Annotated in this window: 9 protein-coding genes; 7 read left to right on the top strand and 2 right to left on the bottom strand. The window is 73.5% G+C overall.

Annotation, left to right across the window (positions count from 1 at the left end; all coding sequences use genetic code 11):
* Positions 1–28 precede the first annotated feature (28 nt).
* The 6 genes from ACYQ8Q_RS05165 to ACYQ8Q_RS05140 all read left to right on the top strand — a co-directional run bounded on the left by ACYQ8Q_RS05165 (position 29) and on the right by ACYQ8Q_RS05140 (position 15,821).
* The gene (locus tag ACYQ8Q_RS05165) at positions 29–10,969 is read left to right on the top strand and encodes a type I polyketide synthase (protein ID WP_460062334.1); all 10,941 of its coding nucleotides are present in this window, start codon (positions 29–31) and stop codon (positions 10,967–10,969) included.
* Positions 10,966–12,216 (top strand): activator-dependent family glycosyltransferase, encoded by a 1,251-nt coding sequence (locus tag ACYQ8Q_RS05160; protein ID WP_460062332.1) that lies wholly within the window; start codon positions 10,966–10,968, stop codon positions 12,214–12,216. The genes ACYQ8Q_RS05165 and ACYQ8Q_RS05160 overlap by 4 nt, the downstream gene beginning before the upstream one ends.
* Before the next feature lie 70 nt (positions 12,217–12,286).
* Positions 12,287–12,481 (top strand): ferredoxin, encoded by a 195-nt coding sequence (locus ACYQ8Q_RS05155; RefSeq protein WP_460062330.1) that lies wholly within the window; start codon positions 12,287–12,289, stop codon positions 12,479–12,481.
* A 45-nt stretch (positions 12,482–12,526) separates the two neighbouring features.
* Positions 12,527–13,594 (top strand): glucose-1-phosphate thymidylyltransferase, encoded by a 1,068-nt coding sequence (locus ACYQ8Q_RS05150; protein WP_460062329.1) that lies wholly within the window; start codon positions 12,527–12,529, stop codon positions 13,592–13,594.
* On the top strand, positions 13,591–14,619 hold the full coding sequence (rfbB, locus tag ACYQ8Q_RS05145; RefSeq protein WP_460062328.1) for a dTDP-glucose 4,6-dehydratase: 1,029 nt from the start codon (positions 13,591–13,593) through the stop codon (positions 14,617–14,619). The genes ACYQ8Q_RS05150 and rfbB overlap by 4 nt, the downstream gene beginning before the upstream one ends.
* Positions 14,616–15,821, top strand: a complete 1,206-nt coding sequence (locus tag ACYQ8Q_RS05140) for an NAD(P)/FAD-dependent oxidoreductase (RefSeq protein ID WP_460062327.1) — start codon at positions 14,616–14,618, stop codon at positions 15,819–15,821. Before rfbB ends, ACYQ8Q_RS05140 begins: the two co-directional genes overlap by 4 nt.
* A gap of 261 nt (positions 15,822–16,082) precedes the next feature.
* On the opposite strand, the gene ACYQ8Q_RS05135 is transcribed toward ACYQ8Q_RS05140, so the two are convergent.
* Together ACYQ8Q_RS05135 and ACYQ8Q_RS05130 are read right to left on the bottom strand one after the other, a co-directional pair.
* Positions 16,083–17,069 (bottom strand): aldo/keto reductase, encoded by a 987-nt coding sequence (locus ACYQ8Q_RS05135; protein ID WP_460062324.1) that lies wholly within the window; start codon positions 17,067–17,069, stop codon positions 16,083–16,085.
* Positions 17,070–17,073: 4 nt separating this feature from the next.
* Positions 17,074–17,796, bottom strand: coding sequence for a VC0807 family protein (locus ACYQ8Q_RS05130; protein WP_460062321.1), 723 nt, complete (start codon positions 17,794–17,796; stop codon positions 17,074–17,076).
* Between the two features lie 310 nt (positions 17,797–18,106).
* Here ACYQ8Q_RS05130 and ACYQ8Q_RS05125 point away from each other — a divergent pair, with 310 nt between their 5' ends.
* A complete protein-coding gene (locus ACYQ8Q_RS05125) occupies positions 18,107–19,552 on the top strand; it encodes a cytochrome P450 (protein WP_460062318.1) in 1,446 nt (481 codons plus the stop codon).
* The last annotated feature ends 92 nt before the right edge of the window (positions 19,553–19,644 follow it).

Below are 19,644 nucleotides of genomic sequence, written 5' to 3'. Positions count from 1 at the left end.
ACCCGACCTGCCCGCTGGGGGAGTACGCGTGAACGAGCAGGAAAAGCTCCTCAGCTACCTCAAGAAGGTCACCGGAGACCTGCACGAGACCCGCAGGCGGCTGCGGGAGGCCGAGTCCGCCTCCCGCGAACCGGTCGCCATCGTCGCGATGAGCTGCCGCTTCCCCGGCGGCGCCGACTCGCCCGAGGAACTGTGGCGGCTGCTCGCCGCCGGCGGCGACGCCGTCACCGAGTGGCCCACCGACCGGGGCTGGAACCTCGCCGACCACTACGACCCCGAACCCGGCCGCCCCGGGAAGACGTACAGCACGTCCGGCGGCGCCCTCGCCGGAGCCGGCGACTTCGACGCCTCCTTCTTCGGCATCTCGCCGCGCGAGGCGATGGCGATGGACCCGCAGCAGCGGCTGCTCCTGGAGATCTCCTGGGAGGCGTTCGAGCGGGCGGGCCTCGACCCCACGACCCTGCGCGGCTCGCGCACGGGCGTCTTCGCCGGCACCAACGGCCAGGACTACCCGGCGCTGCTGCTGGCCTCCCGGGAGAGCCTGGAGGGCCACGTCGGCACGGGCAACGCCGCCAGCGTCGTCTCCGGCCGCATCTCCTACACCCTCGGCCTGGAGGGCCCCGCCGTCACCGTCGACACCGCCTGCTCCTCCTCCCTGGTCGCCCTGCACCTCGCCGTACGGGCGCTCAGGTCGCGCGAGTGCGACCTGGCCCTCGCCGGCGGCGTCACCGTACTGTCGACACCCGGCCTCTTCCTGGAGTTCAGCAGACAGCGGGGCCTCGCCCCCGACGGCCGGTGCAAGGCCTTCGCCGAGGCCGCCGACGGCACCGGCTGGGCCGAGGGCGCCGGCATGCTGCTGGTGGAACGGCTGGCCGACGCCCGCCGCCTCGGGCACCCGGTGCTCGCCGTCGTCCGGGGCAGCGCCGTCAACCAGGACGGCGCCTCCAACGGACTGACCGCCCCCAACGGCCCCTCCCAGCAACGCGTCATCTGGCAGGCCCTCGCCGACGCGCAGCTGACCACCGCCGACGTGGACGCCGTGGAGGCGCACGGCACCGGGACGACGCTGGGCGACCCGATCGAGGCCCAGGCCCTGCTCGCCACCTACGGGCAGGACCGCGAACAGCCCCTGTGGCTCGGCTCGGTGAAGTCCAACATCGGCCACACCCAGGCCGCCGCCGGCGTCGCCGGAGTCATGAAGATGGTCCTCGCCATGCGGCACGGACTGCTGCCCCGCACCCTCCACGTCGACCGGCCCACCACCCACGTCGACTGGACGGCGGGCCGCGTCGAACTCCTCACCGAGGCACGCCCCTGGCCCGCCGCCGACCGGCCGCGCCTGGCCGCCGTGTCCTCCTTCGGCGTCAGCGGCACCAACGCGCACGTCATCCTCGAACAACCCGTCCCCGAACCGGCCGCCCCGGCGACCCCCGCCGAAGCACCCCCCGCGCCGTCGCGCACGCTTCCCTACGCCGTCTCCGGCCGCAGCGCCACCGCCCTGCGGGCCCAGGCCGCCGCCCTGCACGCCCGGCTGCGCACCGACGAGACGGTGGCCCCGCACGACCTCGCCCGGTCGCTCGCGGCCACCCGGTCCGCGTTCGAACACCGCGCGGTCCTGCTCGCCGACGACCGCGCCGAACTGCTGCGCGGCCTGGAGGCGCTGGCGGCGGGCTCCCCGGCGGCCGGTCTCGTCCAGGGCGTGGCCGACGTCGACGGCCGCACCGTCTTCGTCTTCCCCGGCCAGGGCCCTCAATGGCCCGGCATGGCCACCGAACTCCTCGACGCCGACCCGGAGTTCCGCGACCACTTCACCGCCTGCGCGACTGCCGTCGAACGCCACGTCGACTGGTCCGTCGAAGCCGTCCTGCGCGGCGCAGACGACGCCCCCACCCTCGACCGCGTGGACGTCGTCCAGCCCCTGCTGTTCGTGACCATGGTGTCGCTGGCCCGGCTGTGGCAGTCCCGCGGTGTGCGCCCCGACGCCGTCGTCGGCCACAGCCAGGGCGAGATCGCGGCCGCCTGCGTCGCCGGCGGCCTCACCCTGGACGACGCGGCCCGCGTGGTCGTCCTGCGCAGCAGGGCCATCACCGCCCTCGCCGGACGCGGCGGCATGGCCTCGGTGCTGCTGCCGGTCACCGACGTCCGGGAACGGCTGGCACGCTGGGAGGGCCGGCTGTCGGTCGCCGCCGTCAACGGACCCGCGGCCGTGGTCGTCTCCGGCGACGCCGACGCCGTACGCGACCTGTGCGCCGATCTCACCGCCGCCGGCGCACAGGCACGGCAGATCCCCGTCGACTACGCCTCCCACTCCGCACAGGTCGAGGAGATCCACGAGCGGCTCCTCGCCGACCTCGCCGCCGTCCGGCCACGCACCGCCGACGTGCCGTTCTTCTCCACCGTCAGCTGCGACTGGCTCGACACCGAGCGCCTCGACGCCACCTACTGGTACGACAACCTGCGCCGCACCGTCCGCTTCGCCGACGCCGTACGGGCCCTCGCCGCCCAGGACTTCCGCGCCTTCGTCGAGTCCAGCCCGCACCCCGTGCTCACCGCGGCCGTCCGCGACACCCTCGACCAGGACGACCGCACCGGCACCGTCGTCACCGGGACCCTGCGCCGCGGCGAAGGCGGACCCCGCCGCTTCCTCACCTCCCTCGCCGAGCTGAGCGTCCGCGGCGCCACCCCCGCCGACCACACGGCCCCGATCGCCCCCGGCACCCGCGTCGACCTGCCCACCTACGCCTTCCAGCGCCGCACCTACTGGCCCACCCCCGCCCAGCTCGCCGATCCCGCGACGGCCGCCGGCACGGACCTCGACGCCCGCTTCTGGGAGACCGTCGAGAACGGCGAGACCGCCCCCCTGGCCGCCGCACTCCACCTCGACCAGGACACCCTCGCCACGGTCCTGCCCGCCCTGAGCGACTACCGCAGACGCAGCCGCGAGAACGCCACCGTGGACGCCTGGCGGTACCGCGTCACCTGGAAACCCCTGCCCGCCACCCCGGCACCCGTCCTGCGCGGCAGCTGGCTCGTCGCCCTGCCCGCGGCCCACCAGGACCCGGACCACCCCGGCCACCCCCTCGCCGCCGCCGTCGTCGACGCCCTCGCCCGCGCGGGAGCCGACCCGGTCACCGTCGCCGTCGCCCCCCACGACGGCCGCGACCGCATCGCCGAAGCCCTGCAGGCCACCGGCCCGGACCGGCCACAGGCCGTCCTGTCGCTGCTCGCCCTCGAGGAGGAGGAGTACGACGGCCTGCCCGGCCTGCCCCGCGGCTTCGCCGCCACCGTCTCCCTCGTCCAGGCGCTCGACGACCTCGGCCAGGAGGCACCCGTCTGGTTCGCCACCCGCGGCGCCGTCGCCACCGGCGCGACCGAGACCGTCGACACCCCGGAACAGGCCCTCGTCTGGGGCTTCGGCCGCGTCGTCGCCCTCGAACAGCCCCAGCGCTGGGGCGGCCTGATCGACCTGCCCCCCACCCTCGACCCCGTCGGCGCCGAACGCCTCACCGCCGCCCTCGCCGGAGTCGGCCTGGAGGACCAGCTCGCGATCCGCGACACCGGCCTCCTCGCCCGCCGCCTCACCCGCGCCGCGACGGGCGGCCTCGGCAACGGCCGGGACTGGACACCCACCGGCACCGTCCTCGTCACCGGCGGCACCGGCGCCCTCGGCCGCCAGGTCGCCCGCAGACTCGCCCGCCAGGGCGCCCCCGGCCTCCTCCTGGTCAGCCGCACCGGCGCCGACGCCCCCGGCGCCGCCGAACTCCGCAGCGAACTCACCGCACTCGGCGCCGGACACGTCGACATCGCCGCCTGCGACATCGCCGACCACGACCAGCTCGCCGCCCTGCTGGCCGCCGTCCCCGCCGAACGGCCCCTCACCGCCGTCTTCCACACCGCCGCCGTCCTGCGGGACGGCGTCGTCACCACCCTCACCCCCGACCAGCTCGCCGAAGTGCTGCGCGTGAAGGTCGGCGGCGCCCGCAACCTCGACGCCCTCACCACCGGGCTCGACCTCTCCGCGTTCGTCCTCTTCTCCTCGACCGCGGGCACGATCGGCGCCCCCGGCCACGCCAACTACGCACCCGGCAACGCCCTCCTCGACGCCCTCGCCCAGCAACGCCGCTCCCGCGGACTGCCCGCCACCGCCATCGCCTGGGGACCCTGGGCCCACGGCGGCATGGCCGAGGGCTCCGTCGGCGAACGCCTCCAGCGGCACGGCGTACACCCCATGAACCCCGACCTCGCCCTCGGCGCCCTGCAACAGGCCCTCGACCACGAGGACACCACCCTCGCCGTCACCGACATCGACTGGGACCTGTTCGCCCACGCCTACACCACCGCCCGGCCCCGTCCCTTCCTCGACGACCTGCCCGACGCCCGGCGCGCCCTGACCTCCCGGCACGGACCCGACCACGACCCCCGGCACACCTCCGACGGCGACCCCCACGACACCGGCGACCTCATGCGGCGACTCGCCGCACTCCCCGAAACCGAACAACGCGCCGCCTTCGAAGAGCTCGTCCGCGCCCACGCCGCCGTCGTCCTCAACCACGCCGGCCCGCAGGACGTCGAACCGACCCGCTCCTTCCGCGAACTCGGCTTCGACTCGCTCACGGCGGTGGAACTCCGCAACGCCCTCAGCGCCGCCGTCGGCCGCCCCCTGCCCGCCACCCTGGTCTTCGACTACCCCACCCCCACCGCCCTCGCCGCACACCTCCGCGCCGCCCTCGCCCCGGCCACCGGGAACACACCGCACGCCGCCCTCCCCCTGCCGCGCGCCACCGACGACGACCCGATCGTCATCACCGCGATGAGCTGCCGTTTCCCCGGCGGGGCCGACACACCCGAGGAGTACTGGCGGCTGCTCGCCGACGGCACCGACGCCATCACCGCCTGGCCCGACGACCGCGGCTGGGACGTCGACGCCCTCTACGACCCCGAGCCCGGCGTCCCCGGCCGCGCCAGCACCCGCGGTGGCGGATTCCTCGATCGCGTCGCCGACTTCGACCCCGGCTTCTTCGGGATCTCGCCGCGGGAGGCGCTGGCGATGGATCCGCAGCAGCGGTTGCTGCTGGAGCTGGCGTGGGAAGCGTTCGAGCGGGCCGGGATCGACCCGACGACCCTGCGCGGCTCCCGCACCGGCGTCTTCGCCGGCACCAACTACCAGGACTACGCCTCCCGCCCCCTCGACCCCGCCACGGCCGAGGAGGTCGCGGGCCACCTGGGGACGGGCAACACCGCGAGCGTGATGTCCGGGCGGGTGTCGTTCACCCTCGGTCTGGAGGGTCCGGCGGTGACGGTGGACACGGCGTGTTCGTCGGCGCTGGTGGCGTTGCATCTGGCGGTGCAGGCGGTGCGTGCGGGTGAGTGTGATCTGGCGTTGGCCGGTGGTGTGACGGTGATGTCGACGCCGGGGTTGTTCCTGGATTTCAGTCGGCAGCGGGGTCTTGCTGCGGACGGTCGGTGCAAGGCGTTCTCGGACGGGGCTGATGGGGCCGGGTTCTCCGAGGGTGCGGGTCTGGTGCTGGTGGAGCGGTTGTCGGATGCGCGGCGCAACGGTCACCCGGTGCTGGCGGTGGTGCGGGGCAGTGCGGTGAACCAGGACGGTGCGTCGAATGGTCTGACGGCGCCGAACGGTCCGTCGCAGCAGCGGGTGATCCGGCAGGCGCTGGCCGGTGCCGGGCTGGTGTCTTGCGATGTGGACGTGGTGGAGGCGCACGGGACGGGCACGGCTCTGGGGGATCCGATCGAGGCGCAGGCGATCCTGGCGGCGTACGGTCAGGATCGTGAACGGCCGTTGTGGCTGGGGTCGGTGAAGTCGAACATCGGTCACACGCAGGCGGCGGCGGGTGCGGCTGGTGTGATCAAGATGGTGCTGGCTCTGCAGCACGGTGTGCTGCCGCGGACCTTGCACGTGGATGAGCCGTCGTCGCATGTGGACTGGTCGGCGGGGGCGGTGGAGCTGCTCACCGATCGTGCCGACTGGCCGCGTGTGGAGGGAAGGACGCGGCGTGCCGGTGTGTCGTCGTTCGGGCTGAGTGGCACGAACGCGCATGTGGTGCTGGAGGAGCCGCCGGTCGTGGTGGAGCAGGGGCCCGAGCGGGTTGATGGTGGTGTGGTGCCGTGGGTGGTGTCGGGCCGTACGGGTGGGGCGCTGCGGGCCCAGGCGGGTCGGCTGGCGCAGTTCGTGACCGATGACGAGACGTTGGGTGTCGTCGAGGTCGGTGGGGCGCTGGTGCGGTCGCGGTCGTTGTTCGAGCATCGGGCGGTGGTCTGGGGTTCGGACCGTGCGCAGCTGCTGCGGGCGCTGGAGGCGGTCGCTTCCGGTGAGGAAGCACCCAACGCCGCGACCGGCACCGCACGCCGTGACGCACGCACCGCGTTCCTGTTCGCCAGTCAGGGCTCGCAACGACTCGGCATGGGGCGGGAGTTGTATGACACCTATCCCGTTTTCGCGGACGCTTTCGATGCTGTGGATGCGGAACTGCCTTTCGGTCTGCGGGAGGTGGTGTTCGGTGAGGATGCCGAGCTGCTGAACCGCACGGAGTTCACCCAGCCCGCCCTGTTCGCTCTCGAGGTGGCGCTGTTCCGGCTGCTGGAGTCCTGGGGCCTGCGCCCCGACGTGCTGGCCGGGCACTCCATCGGTGAGATCGCCGCCGCGCACGTGGCGGGGGTGTGGTCGCTGGCGGACGCGTGCCGTCTGGTGGTGGCGCGGGGCAGGCTGATGCAGGCCCTGCCGTCCGGCGGTGCGATGGTCGCCCTGCAGGCCGGCGAGGACGAGGTGCTGCCTCTCCTTGGTGACGAGGTGGGTATCGCGGCGGTCAACGGCCCCCGGGCGCTGGTGATCGCGGGTGCCGTGCAAGCTGTCGAGGAGGTCGCCGACCGCTTCCGCGTCCAGGACCGCAAGGTCACCGCGCTGCGGGTCAGTCACGCCTTCCACTCACCTTTGATGGAGCCGATGCTGGCGGACTTCCGCAAGGTCGCGGAGAGTCTGTCGTACGAGCGTCCGACGCTGCCCCTGGTCTCCACGGTGACCGGTGAGAGCGCGACTTCGGATGAGCTGATGTCGGCGGACTACTGGGTCGCCCATGTGCGCCGCCCGGTGCGTTTCGCCGACGCCGTCCAAACGCTCGCCGGGCAGGGCGTCGGCCGCTTTGTGGAACTCGGTCCGGACGGCACCCTCACCGCCCTCGCCCAGGCCTCCCTCGACGACACCGAGGCCACGGTGCTGGCGCCGGTGCTGCGCAAGGACCGACCCGAGACCGCATCACTCCTCGGCGCCCTCGCCGCCCTGTTCACCGACGGGGCCCACCTCGACTGGGCAGCTCAACTCCGCTCCACCGCAATGGTGTTGCTCCCGACCTACGCCTTCCAGCGCCGCCGTTACTGGCTGGACGCCGCCGACCACACCGGTGATGTCACCGCGGCCGGGCTGGAGCGCGCCGGGCACCCGATGCTCTCGGCCGCCGTCAGGGTCGCCGACACCGGCGGACTCGTCCTCAGCGGGCGGCTGTCGGCCCGGGGGCACACATGGCTCGCCGACCACTGTGTGCTGGGCCGTGCCATCCTGCCCGCCACCGCCTACCTCGAACTCGCCGTGCACGCCGGTGACCACGTCGGCCTCGGGCAGGTCGCCGAACTGACCCTGGAGACCCCGCTGGTGCTGCCCGAGCGCGGTGCCGTGCAGCTCCAACTCGCCCTCGGCGGACAGACCGAGGACGGGCGGCGGCCGTTCAGCGTGCACTCCAGGGCCGCTGACGCCGACGGGGCATGGACCCGTCATGCTCAGGGGCTGCTCGCCGAGCAGTCCGAGCCGGTGCCGTGGGACGCCGGTTCCTGGCCGCCGCCGGATGCCGTCCCGGTCGTACCGGACACGGCGGGGGAGGGCGACTGGTACGACCTGTTCGCCGCCGGAGGGTTCGACTACGGGCCCGCGTTCCAAGGGCTCGGCCGTGTGTGGCGGCGGGACCGGGACCTGTTCGCCGAGGTGGCGCTGCCGGAGTCCCACCGTGCCGAGGCGGCCCAGTACGGGCTGCACCCTGCCTTGCTGGACGCCGCCGTACAGACCCTGCTCGTCAGGGCACTGGACGCCCCGGGCGACCAGGAGGCGGCGGCGACCCTGCCGTTCGCCTGGAGCGGCTTCTCCCTGCACGCGACCGGAGCGAGCACGCTGCGCGTCCATCTGGCGCCCACCGGCCGCCCGGACGAGTACACGGTGGCCGTCGCCGACCCCGACGGCCGGCCGGTGGCCACGGCGGACGGACTGCTGCTGCGCGGGATCGACGCCGGCCGGCTCCGCGAGGCCCCCGAGGGCGCGACAGCTCCCGCTGTCCAGCCCCTGCTCGTGCAGCGCTGGCGGCGCGCCGATCCGCAGCCCGCCGCCCCGGCCCCCGAGACCGTGCGCTGGGCGCTGATCGGGCAGGGCGACGGCGGCCTCGCCGAGACACTCGACGCGGCCGGGGTGCACCTGGAGTGCTACGCCGACCTCGCCTCGCTCGCGGCGGCCGTCGACACCGGCACCACCGCGCCCAAGGTCGTCCTCACCGCCTGCACCGCCTCCGCCGGACCTGCCCCCGAGGCCACGCGGGAACTGCTGGCCAGGGCCGTCGGTCTCGTCCGGCACTGGGTCGGCGACGACCGGTTCGCCGACTCCCGGCTGGTCCTCGTCACCCGCGGAGCCCTCGCCACCACCGAGGCCGAGGACGTCGGCGACCTCGCCGCCGCCGGGCTGTGGGGACTCGCCCGGTCCGCCCAGCTGGAGCACCCCGACCGCGTGCGGCTCCTCGACCTCGCCCCGTCCACCACGGCGCACGACGACGGCTCACCCGGCGCCGTCGCGGCCGCGATCGCCGCCGCCCTCCCGCAGGCCGCCGTACGGGCCGGAGCACTGCTGGTGCCCCACCTCACCGCACCGGTTCCGGCGCCCGACGACGCCACCGGGCCCACGGCCCCCTTCGCGTCCGGGGGCACCGTCCTCGTCACCGGCGCCACCGGAGCCCTCGGCACCCTGGTGGCACGGCACCTGGTCACCGCGCACGGAGCACGTCGGCTGCTGCTGGTGTCCCGGCGGGGAGCGGACGCGCCGGGGGCCGACGCCCTGCTCGCCGAGCTGGCCGCGCAGGGCGCCGAGACGACGCTCGTCGCCTGCGATGTCGCCGACCCCGACCGGCTGGCGGAGCTGCTCGCCCGCGTACCCGACGAGCACCCGCTGACCGCCGTCGTGCACGTCGCCGGTGTCGTGCGGGACGCGACCCTGACCTCGCTGACCGACGCCCAGGCGGACGCGGTCCTGCGGCCCAAGGCCGACGCGGCCTGGCATCTGCACCGGTTGACGCAGGACCGGGATCTGGCCGCGTTCGTGGTCTTCTCCTCCGCGGCCGGCACCTTCGGCGCCGCCGGACAGGGCGCCTACGCCGCGGCCAACGCCTTTCTCGACGGACTCGCCCGGCACCGCCGGGCGCACGGACTGCCCGCCACCTCCATCGCCTGGGGACTGTGGGCGGCCGAGAGCGGCATGACCACACGACTCGGCGCCGCCGACCGCGAGCGGATGGCCAGGAACGGCATGCTGCCCCTGACCGCCGACGCCGGCCTCGCCCTCTTCGACGCCGCCGTCGCCGCTCCCGACGCGGCCCTGGTCGCCGTCGCGAGCCGGTCCACGGAACCCGTGTCCCGTACGGTGGCGCGGCGCACCGCGGCCTCCGGCGCGCCGGCGGACGGCGGACGGGCGCTGTCCGGGCGGCTCGCGGGTCTCTCCGGTCCGCAGCGGCTCGCCGCGCTGCTGGACACGGTCCGCGACCAGGTCGCCGCCGTCCTCGGGCACGACTCGACGGACGAGGTGCTCCCCGACCGGCACTTCGCGGAACTCGGCTTCGACTCGCTGACCGCCGTCGAACTGCGCAACAGGATCGCGGCCCTCACGGGACTCCGGCTGCCTCCGACCCTCGTCTTCGACCACGACACCCCGCACGCGCTCGCCGCCGAACTGGCCGAACGGCTCGGGGAGGCGGACTCCGCCGGGCCGGACGACCCCGGCGCGTCCCGGGGCGACGACGGCACGGCCCGGCCCGCCGCCCGCCCGGAGGACACCGTGGGCGCGCTGTTCCGCACCGCCTGCCGGCAGGGCCGTATCGACGACGGCTTCGCCCTGCTGCAGGCGGTCGCCGAGCTGCGCCCGGTCTTCGAGTCCCCGTCCGCTCTCACCGGCCCGTCCGCCGCCGGACTGCGGCTGGCCGCCGGCGACGACGGCCCGGCGGTGATCTGCTTCAGTTCCTACGTGGCGCTGGCCGGTGTCCACCAGTACGCGCGGTTCGCCTCCGCGTTCCGCGGCCGGCAGGACGTGTGGGCGCTCCCCACCCCCGGCTTCGGGCGCGGCGAGCCGCTGCCCGCCACGCTGGACGTGGTGGCCAGGACGCAGGCCGAGTGGGTGCTGCGCTGCGCGAACGGCAGGCCGTTCGTCCTGACCGGGTCGTCGTCCGGCGGCATCCTGGCCCTCGCGGCCGCCCGCCGGCTGGAACGGTCGGGGCATCCGCCGCTGGGTGTGGCCCTGCTCGACACCTACATGCCGCGCGCCGACTCGCCGTTCACCCGCTTCTCGGCCGAGATGCTGGGCGGGATGTTCGACCGGGAGTCGATGTTCGCCGCCATGGACACCGACCGGCTCTCGGCCATGAGCTGGTACATCCGGATGATCGGCGAGTGGGACCCGGGCGAGCTGCCGGTGCCGGTGCTGCTGGTGCGGCCCGCCGAACCGCCCGTCGCCGTGGCCGGACAGGCGCCGCTCGCGCCGGGGGAGTGGCAGAGCTCCTGGGACGGCGCGGACAGCGTCCTGGAGGTCCCCGGCAACCACTTCACGATGATGGAGTCCCACGCCGCCACCACGGCGGGCGCCCTCGCCGACTGGATCGCCACGGCACTGCCATCGCACACCGCGGGCCGCGAACCGGCCCGACCGACCGAGGGAGCATGATGCGGGTCCTGTTCGTCAGCCTGTCCGAGAAATCCCACATCTATCTGATGACCCCGCTGGCGTGGGCGCTCACCGCGGCCGGGCACGACGTCCGGGTGGCCAGCCATCCCCTGGCGGTCGAGACCATCACCCGCGCCGGCCTCACCGCCGTCCCCGTCGGCACCGACCACGGTGTCCACCGGGACATGTCGGCCTACCGGGAGTCACAGGACTACGCGACCGCGAACTGGAGCCGCTGCGAGCGCGACCAGGTCGACTGGGCGGAGCTGAAGGAGCGCTTCGCCCTGAGCGTCCCCTACGCGTTCGCCCCCTACAACGACTCCATGATCGACGACCTGGCCGCGTTCGCCCAGGGCTGGCGGCCCGACCTGGTGATCCGGGACCCGCTGGCGTACGCCGGTGCCCTCGCCGCCCGGATCAGCGGGGCCGCCCACGCCCGCCTGATGTGGTGCTCCGACGTGTGGGGCCGCACCCGGCAGACGTATCTGGAGCTGATGCGGGAGCAGCCCGAGGCGGAACGGGCCGACCCGCTCGCCGACTGGATGGCCGCGAGGTCGGAGCCCTTCGGGTTCTCCTGCGACGAGGAACTGCTGCACGGTCAGGCCACCATCAGCACCCTGCCCCCCTCCCTGTCGATCCCGTCCGCGTCCCCCGAACTGCCCCTGCGGTACGTCCCCTACAACGGCCGTGCCGTGGTGTGGGACTGGTTGCGGGAGGCGCCCAAACGGCCTCGGGTCTGCCTCAGCCTCGGTACCTCCAACACCGAGGACTACGGCGGCGACTACGTCTCCGTACCGCGGATCCTCGACGCCCTCGCCGACGAGGACGTGGAGGTGGTGGCCGCCCTGCTGCCCGCCCAGCTGGAGCAGCTCGGCACCGTCCCCGACAACGCCCGGGCCGTCCACTCGGTCGCCCTGAGCACGCTCCTGCCGAGCTGCTCGGCCGTCATCCACCACGGCGGCTACGGCACCTTCGCCACCGCCATGGTCGCCGGAGTGCCCCAGATGATGCTCTCCACCCTGATCGCCGACCACGAGCAGCGCGGCGGGGCGCTCGAACGCGGGGGAGCGGGCGTGTACCTGCGCCACGGCGACGCCACCGTGGAGAAGGTCCGCGACGGGGTACGGCGGCTCGTCGGCGAGCCGGAGCCCCGGGAGGCGGCCCGGCGGCTGCGCACCGAGGCCGAGGCGATGCCGAGCCCGCACGACCTGGTGCCCGCCCTGGAGCGCCTGGCGGAAGCGCGCTGAGCGCCCCGCCGGCCCGGTGCCGCACCGAGAACCGAACCCGACGAAAGAACGAAAGAACAGGACAATCCCCATGAAGATCAACGTGGACCGTGAGCGCTGCGTCGGAGCCGGTCAGTGCGTGCTGGCCGCCCCCGCCGTGTTCGAGCAGAACCGCGAGGACGGCCTCGTGGAGCTGCTCCGGCCCGAGCCGGAGCAGGACCTGCGCGAGGCCGTGACCGAAGCGGAGCTGATCTGCCCCTCGGGCGCGATCGAGCTGCAGTCCTGACGGCCCTCCCCCTCACCCACGACACCAGTCAGACGGGATCAATCCGTGAAGGCTCTCGTGCTCTCGGGCGGTGCGGGCACCCGGCTGCGGCCGATCACCCACACCTCCGCCAAGCAGTTGGTGCCGGTCGCCAACAAGCCCATCCTCTTCTACGGCCTGGAAGCGATCGCGGACGCCGGGATCACCGAGGTCGCGATCGTCGTCGGCGACACCGAGAACGAGATCCGGCAGGCCGTCGGCGACGGTTCCGGCTTCGGCCTCGACGTCACCTACCTGCGCCAGGAGGCCCCGCTGGGCCTGTCCCACGCCGTCCTGATCGCCCGGGACTTCCTCGGCGACGACGACTTCGTGATGTTCCTCGGCGACAACTTCGTCTTCGGAGGCATCACCGACTCCGTGGACGCCTTCCGCAAGGAGCGCCCGGACGCCCAGCTCCTGCTCACCCGGGTGCCCGACCCGTCCGCCTTCGGCGTCGCCGAACTCGACGACCTCGGACGCCTGGTGCGTCTGGAGGAGAAACCCGCGCAGCCCCGCAGCGACCTCGCGCTGGTCGGCGTGTACCTCTTCGGGCCCGCGATCCACGAGGCGGTGCGCGCCATCCGCCCCTCCCCACGCGGTGAGCTGGAGATCACCGACGCCGTCCAGTGGCTGCTGGAGCGCGACCACGACGTCCGCACCACCGTGATCACCGGCTACTGGAAGGACACCGGCAACGCCGCGGACATCCTCGACGTCAACCGCAGACTGCTGGACCTGCTGGAGTACCGCGTCGACGGGGACGTCGACGACACCAGCGAGATCGTCGGCCGGGTGCGCATCGACGCGGGAGCCGTCATCCGCGGTTCACGCATCGTGGGGCCCGCCGTCATCGGTCCCGGCACCGTGGTCGAGAACTCCTACATCGGCCCGTCGACGTCCATCGCGGAGGACTGCGTCATCCGCGACAGCGAGATCGAGTTCTCGATCATCCTGCGGGAGTCCCGGTTCGACAGCATCCGCCGGGTGGAGGGCTCCCTCGTCGGACGCAACGTACGGGTCTCCCTGGGCCCCCGCGTGCCCGCCACCCACCGGCTGGTGATCGGCGACCACGGGCGGGTGCAGATCTCCTCATGACCCGCCCGCGTCCCGCCCCGCCCGCCGGCCTCACCGGCACCGCCCGCATCCTGGTGACCGGCGGCGCCGGCTTCATCGGGTCCCACCATGTGCGGACCCTGCTCGGACCCGGCGGCCCGGCCGGCGTCACCGTCACCGTCCTGGACAACCTCACCTACGCCGGCAACCCCGCCAACCTCGACCCGGTGCGCGACCATCCCGCGTTCTCCTTCGTCAAGGGCGACATCGGCGACCGGGAACTCGTCGACGACCTCATGGCCGGCCACGACGAGGTGGTGCACTTCGCCGCCGAGTCCCACGTCGACCGCTCGATCCTCCATCCCGCCGAGTTCGTCCGCACCAACGTCCTGGGCACGCAGACCCTGCTCGACGCGGCGCTGCGCCACGGCGTCCGCACCTTCGTGCACGTCTCCACCGACGAGGTGTACGGCTCCCTCGACACCGGCGCCTGGACCGAGGAGAGCCCGCTGCTGCCCAACTCCCCCTACTCCGCCTCCAAGGCCTCCTCCGACCTGCTCGCCCTGGCCCACCACCGCACCCACGGCCTGGACGTACGGGTGACCCGGTGCTCCAACAACTACGGTCACCACCAGTACCCGGAGAAGGTCGTCCCGCTGTTCGTCACCCACCTCCTGGACGGCCGCAAGGTGCCGCTGTACGGGGACGGCGGCAACATACGCGACTGGCTGCACATCGACGACCACGTCCAGGGCATCGAACTCGTCCGCACCGGCGGCCGCCCCGGCGAGGTCTACAACATCGGCGGCGGGACCGAGCTCACCAACCGCCGCCTGACCGACCTCCTCCTCGACGCGTGCGGCGCCGGACCGGACCGCGTCGAGTACGTCGCGGACCGCAAGGGCCACGACCGCCGCTACTGCGTCGACTGGTCCAAGATCCGCGACGAGCTCGGCTACCGGCCGCGCAAGGACTTCGCCACCGGCCTGGCCGAGACCGTCGCCTGGTACCGCGAGAACCGGTCCTGGTGGGAGCCGCTGAAACAGACCGTGGAGATGACCCGTTGAGCAGCCTGGACGAGATCGTGGTCGTCGGCGCGGGCGCCGCCGGCGCCACCACCGCCGAGACCCTCAGACGCCAGGGGTACGAGGGCCGCCTCACCCTCGTCGGTGGCGAACCCCATCCGCCGTACGACCGGCCGCCGCTGTCCAAGCAGATCCTCGCCGGCCGGTGGGAGCCCGACCGCGTCCGACTGCGCGGGCCCGAGGTCTACGACCGCCTCGGCATCGACCTGCGCCTGGGGACCGCCGCCGCCCGCCTGGACCCGGCCGACCGCGCCGTCGAACTCGCCGACGGCGGTCGGCTGCACGCCGACGCCGTGGTGATCGCGACCGGCGTACGGCCCCGGACACTGCCCGGCACCGAGGGAGTGACCGGTGTCCACGTCCTGCGCACCCTCGACGACGCCCTCGCCCTGCGCGCGGCCCTGGGCGCAGGGCGCCGCCTGGTCGTGGCCGGGGCCGGTCTGCTCGGCACGGAGGCGGCCGTCGCCGCCCGCGGCCTGGGGGCGGACGTCACGCTGGTCGGCGGCGACCCGGTACCGCTGCTCGACCTCCTCGGACCGCAGGCGGCCGGACTGGTCGCCGCCGTGCACCGCGATCTCGGGCTGCGCTTTCGGCGCGGAAGGGTGCGCGCGGTGGTGAGCGCGGGCGGCATGGCCACCGGAGTCCTGCTGGCCGACGGAACGCACCTGCCGGCGGACGTGGTCCTGGTCGCGACGGGTTCCCTCCCCCACACCGAGTGGCTGGCGGGCAGCGGGGTCCAGGTCGGGGACGGAGTCCTCTGCGACGACCTGGGCGCGGCCCGGCCCGGGGTGTGGGCCGCGGGCGACGTCGCCAACCGGCCCGACCCGCGCACGGGACGGCGCCGACGGTGGGAGCACCGTACGCACGCCACCGACCAGGCGCTCGCGGTCGCCCGCAACCTGCTCGCCGGCGCCGGGGCCCGGCCCGTCGCGACGCCGCCGTACTTCTGGACCGACCAACACGACCTGAGGATCCAGGTGTTCGGGGAGATCGCCGGCACCGACCGCTGCCACCTCGTCGAAGGCAGCCCCGCCGAGCGGAAATTCACCGCGGTCTACTGCGTCCAGGACCGGGTCCGCGGTGCCGTCGCGGTCAACCTGCCACGCGCCGTCCAGCAACTCCGGCCCCTGGTCGAGAACGAGACCGTGTGGACGGGGATGCCCACGGAGGCCCCGGCGGGCTAGAGCGTGTCCGTGGATCGGGCCGGCCGGAGGAACAGCGGCCTCCGGCCGACCCGGGCCCTGCGACGCCGGCGAGATCCACCGGACATCGCCTGGCGGCCCGGGCCCGTCACGGGCCCGTCAGGGGACCTGACCTGCCAGGATCCCGGAGCCCGTCACGGACGAAGGCCCGGCCCTCGACCGAGTGGCGGGCCGGGCCGGGCCGTTGGGCCCGCCGCGGGACGGACGGCGTGCCCAGGCCGACCGCACGGTGCACGCGGCCCGTCAGGACAGCCAGGCGTCCGGGGCCGGGCCGCCGCGGCCGATGGGCGGGAAGAGGTTCTCGAGCCCCGCCACGAAGGACTCCGGCAGAGGGGAACGGAGCGCGGCGAGCGCCCCGTCGACATGCCGCTCCGTCCGCGGACCGATCACCGCGCCCGTCACACCGGGGCGCGACAGCGTCCAGGCCAGCCCCGCCTCCGCGGGATCGAGACCGTGGTCGGCGCAGAGCTTCTCGTAGGCTTCGATGGTGTCGCGGTACTGGTCGAGGGCCTCCGCGGCACGACCCTGGGCCGACTTCACCGCGTCGTTCTCCCGCAACTTCCGCAGGACACCGCTGAGCAGACCGCCGTGCAGCGGGGACCACACCAGTACGCCGAGGCCGTAGGCCTGCGCCGCGGGGATGACCTCCAGCTCGGCGTGCCGGGTGACGAGGTTGTACACGCACTGCTCGGACACCAGACCGAGGGTGTCGCGACGCCGCGCCGCCTCCTGCGCGGACGCGATGTCCCAGCCGGCGAAGTTCGACGAGCCGACGTAGCGCACCTTGCCCTGGGCGACGAGAAGGTCCATCGCCTGCCACACCTCGTCCCAGCCCACCGTCCGGTCGACGTGGTGCATCTGGTAGAGGTCGATCCAGTCCGTGCCCAGCCGCCTCAGCGACGCCTCACAGGCGGAGACGATGTTGCGCACCGACAGCCCGTGCGCGTTGAGACCGTCGCCCATCGGGTCCCCGACCTTGGTGGCGACGACCACCTCGTCACGCCGGGCGGGCCGCCTGGCCAGCCATCTGCCGATGACTTCCTCCGTGTGCCCCTTGTACACCCGCCAGCCATAGGTGTTGGCCGTGTCGACGAAGTTGATGCCCTCGGCCAGGGCGTGATCCATCAGACGGTGCGCCTCGGGCTCCTCCACCCGGCCACCGAAGTTCACCGTACCGAGGACCAGCCTGCTGACGCGCAGACCCGTCCGGCCCAGCTGAGTGTGCAACACGTGGTCATCCTCGTGAGTGAGGGCCGGCCCCGGTGTCCGGGCCGCCGGCCGTGGAGATGCCGGGCTGCGGCGACAGGAGGGGCCACAGACCGGCACGCGCGTGGTAGATGTTGACGATCACCAGCATCAGCAGCGTGAAGACGCCGTACTGGGCGCCGTTGAGCGCGGGCACCACATGCACCGGCAGCGTGTACGCCATCAGCGTCCGGATTCCGGAGTCCACCAGCAGCCCGACGCCCCAGATCACCGTGGTGACCCGCCAGATCCGCCGGAAGCCGGACTCCTCCTCCCACAGTTCGTCCCAGTCCCGGCCACCGGAGGTACGCCGCTCCAGCAGCCGGCGGGAGAAACCGAACGCGAGCGGCCGCCTGCCGCGCAGGGACACCAGGAAGCCGAGCCCGGCCACCGCCGTCAGCCAGCCGTCGCGCACCAGCAGCAGCCGCGCGCTCCCCCCGGCCAGCGACACGACGATGCTGAGCACCAGCATCGTCGTCACGAACGCGCCGAGCACGTCCACCCGCCGCGTCCTCGCGAACCGCACCAGCGTCGCCGCCCCCGGCACCACGGCCCCGGCGGTCAGCGCGAGCACATCGCTCACACCGGCCGCCGTCAGCCCGTAGTACAACCCGATGGGAATGCCGAGGTCCACCAGGACGGTCAGCAGCAGGGGTGGCCCGGACGCGGTGCGCGGGTGCTGTTCCGGGTGGGGGATGTGGCCGCTGGTCATGAGTTCTCCGTCCGATGGGGGCGGTACGGAACACGAGCCGGGTCGCCCTCTTGCCGAGGCGGTCCGGCACACGCACAGCGTACGGGCGACCCCCGCCACGGTCCCGCCGGCACCCACCGCATCGTGCCAACACGCTGGAATTCCCTAGAACTCAGCGGCACTTGACGGCCTGCCGCCTCCTCGGTGCTAGCGTCGGGCGCCAGCTCCACCGGGCGGATATGTCCTTTTCGCCGTGGCCGCAGGACGTCCGATCCGCCCACCGCCGCCCGGCGCACCGAGCCCTTCAGCCTCCGCAGACCAGGAGACATCCGTGACCGACGTTCAAACGACTCCCGAGTCGGCTGCGCCGACCGAGTCCATCCCCACACCGGACTCCCTGGGGCTGAAGGAGATGCGCGAGGTCATCCGAAACATCCCGGGCTACATGTCCCGCCTGCGCGACAAGCACGGCCCGGTCGTCCGCATTCCGATGGGCAAGGACGAGGTCTTCCTCCTCAGCGATTTCGACGTCGTCCAGGACGTCATCGTCGCGTCCAGCCGCCGCTTCGACAAGGACACCAAGAAGACCGGCCCCGGCCCCGACGACTGGGGCGCCAACCTTGAGACCATCCTGGGCCGCAACGTCCTCGGCAAGGGCCTGGTGACCAGCGTCGGCACCTACCACCGCCGGCAGCGACGGCTCATCCAGCCCGTCTTCCACCGCAAGCGCATCGCCGGATACGGCTCCAGTTTCGCCGCCATCGCCGAAGAGGCCTCCGAGAAGTTCACCGACGGCGAGAAGTTCAACTTCCACGAGTCCATGTACGAACTCGCTCTCGGCATGGTCACCCGCACCCTCTTCGACGTCTCGCTCGAAAGCGAGGCCGCCGAAAGCATCCGCACCGCCTTCCCCCGCGAAGGCGGCCCGCTGCGCTGGGAGCTGAGCCCCTTCGGCAAGATCCTGCTGCGCCTCCCGCTGCCCGCCAACCGCCAGCTCAAGCGCGGCCTGCGGAACATCGACGACATCGTCTACGCCATGATCGAGGAACGGCGCCAGGGGTCCGGGGACGGTGCGGACCTGCTGTCCGTCCTGCTGACCGTCACCGACGCCGACACCGGCGAGCACCTCACCGACCTGGAGGTGCGCGACGAGGCCGTCACCCTGCTCATGGCCGGACACGAGACCTCCTCCGGCGCCCTGACCTGGGCGTACCAGCTCCTCGGCACCAACCCCGAGACACGCGAGCGGCTGCACGCGGAGGTCGACGAGGTGCTCGGGGACAGGCTGCCCACCGTCGAGGACCTGCCCGACCTGAAGTACACCGACGCCGTGTACTCCGAGGCGCTGCGTCTGTATCCCCCGGCCTGGAACCTCGTCAGGCGCTCACTGGAGGACTACACGGCCAACGGCTACCACATCCCCCGCAACAGCGTGGTCATCTGCAGCCCCTACGTCCTGCACCGCGACCCCACCTGGTGGCCCGAGCCCGAGCGGTTCGCGCCCCAGCGGTTCCTGCCCGAGCCCGACCCGTCCGACCCGCTGGCGGGTCACGCCAAGGCGGCGGGCCGCCCCAGGCTGGCGTACCTCCCCTTCGGCGCCGGACCCCGGCAGTGCATCGGGAACGTCTTCGCTCAGATGGAAGGCGTCATGGCACTGGCGACCCTCAGCCGCCACTGGGAGTTCGAGCCCGTCGACAAGGGGCCCGTCCGGGTCGCCAGCGACATCACCCTGCAGCCCCGCGGCGGCCTCGAGATGGTCGCCCGCCGCAGGCGCTGAACGCCGCTGACCAGGGCGGAAGAAGTAGAAGTCTCCCTAGATCGCGGTGTGCGCGCGGGACTGATCCCCGCGGCAGCCGCCAGGATGACGAA

The sequence above is a fragment of the Streptomyces sp. YKOK-I1 genome, from assembly GCF_054660435.1.
Note: the sequence above shows the minus strand (reverse complement) of the source record. Positions and strands in the feature narration are given on the sequence as shown.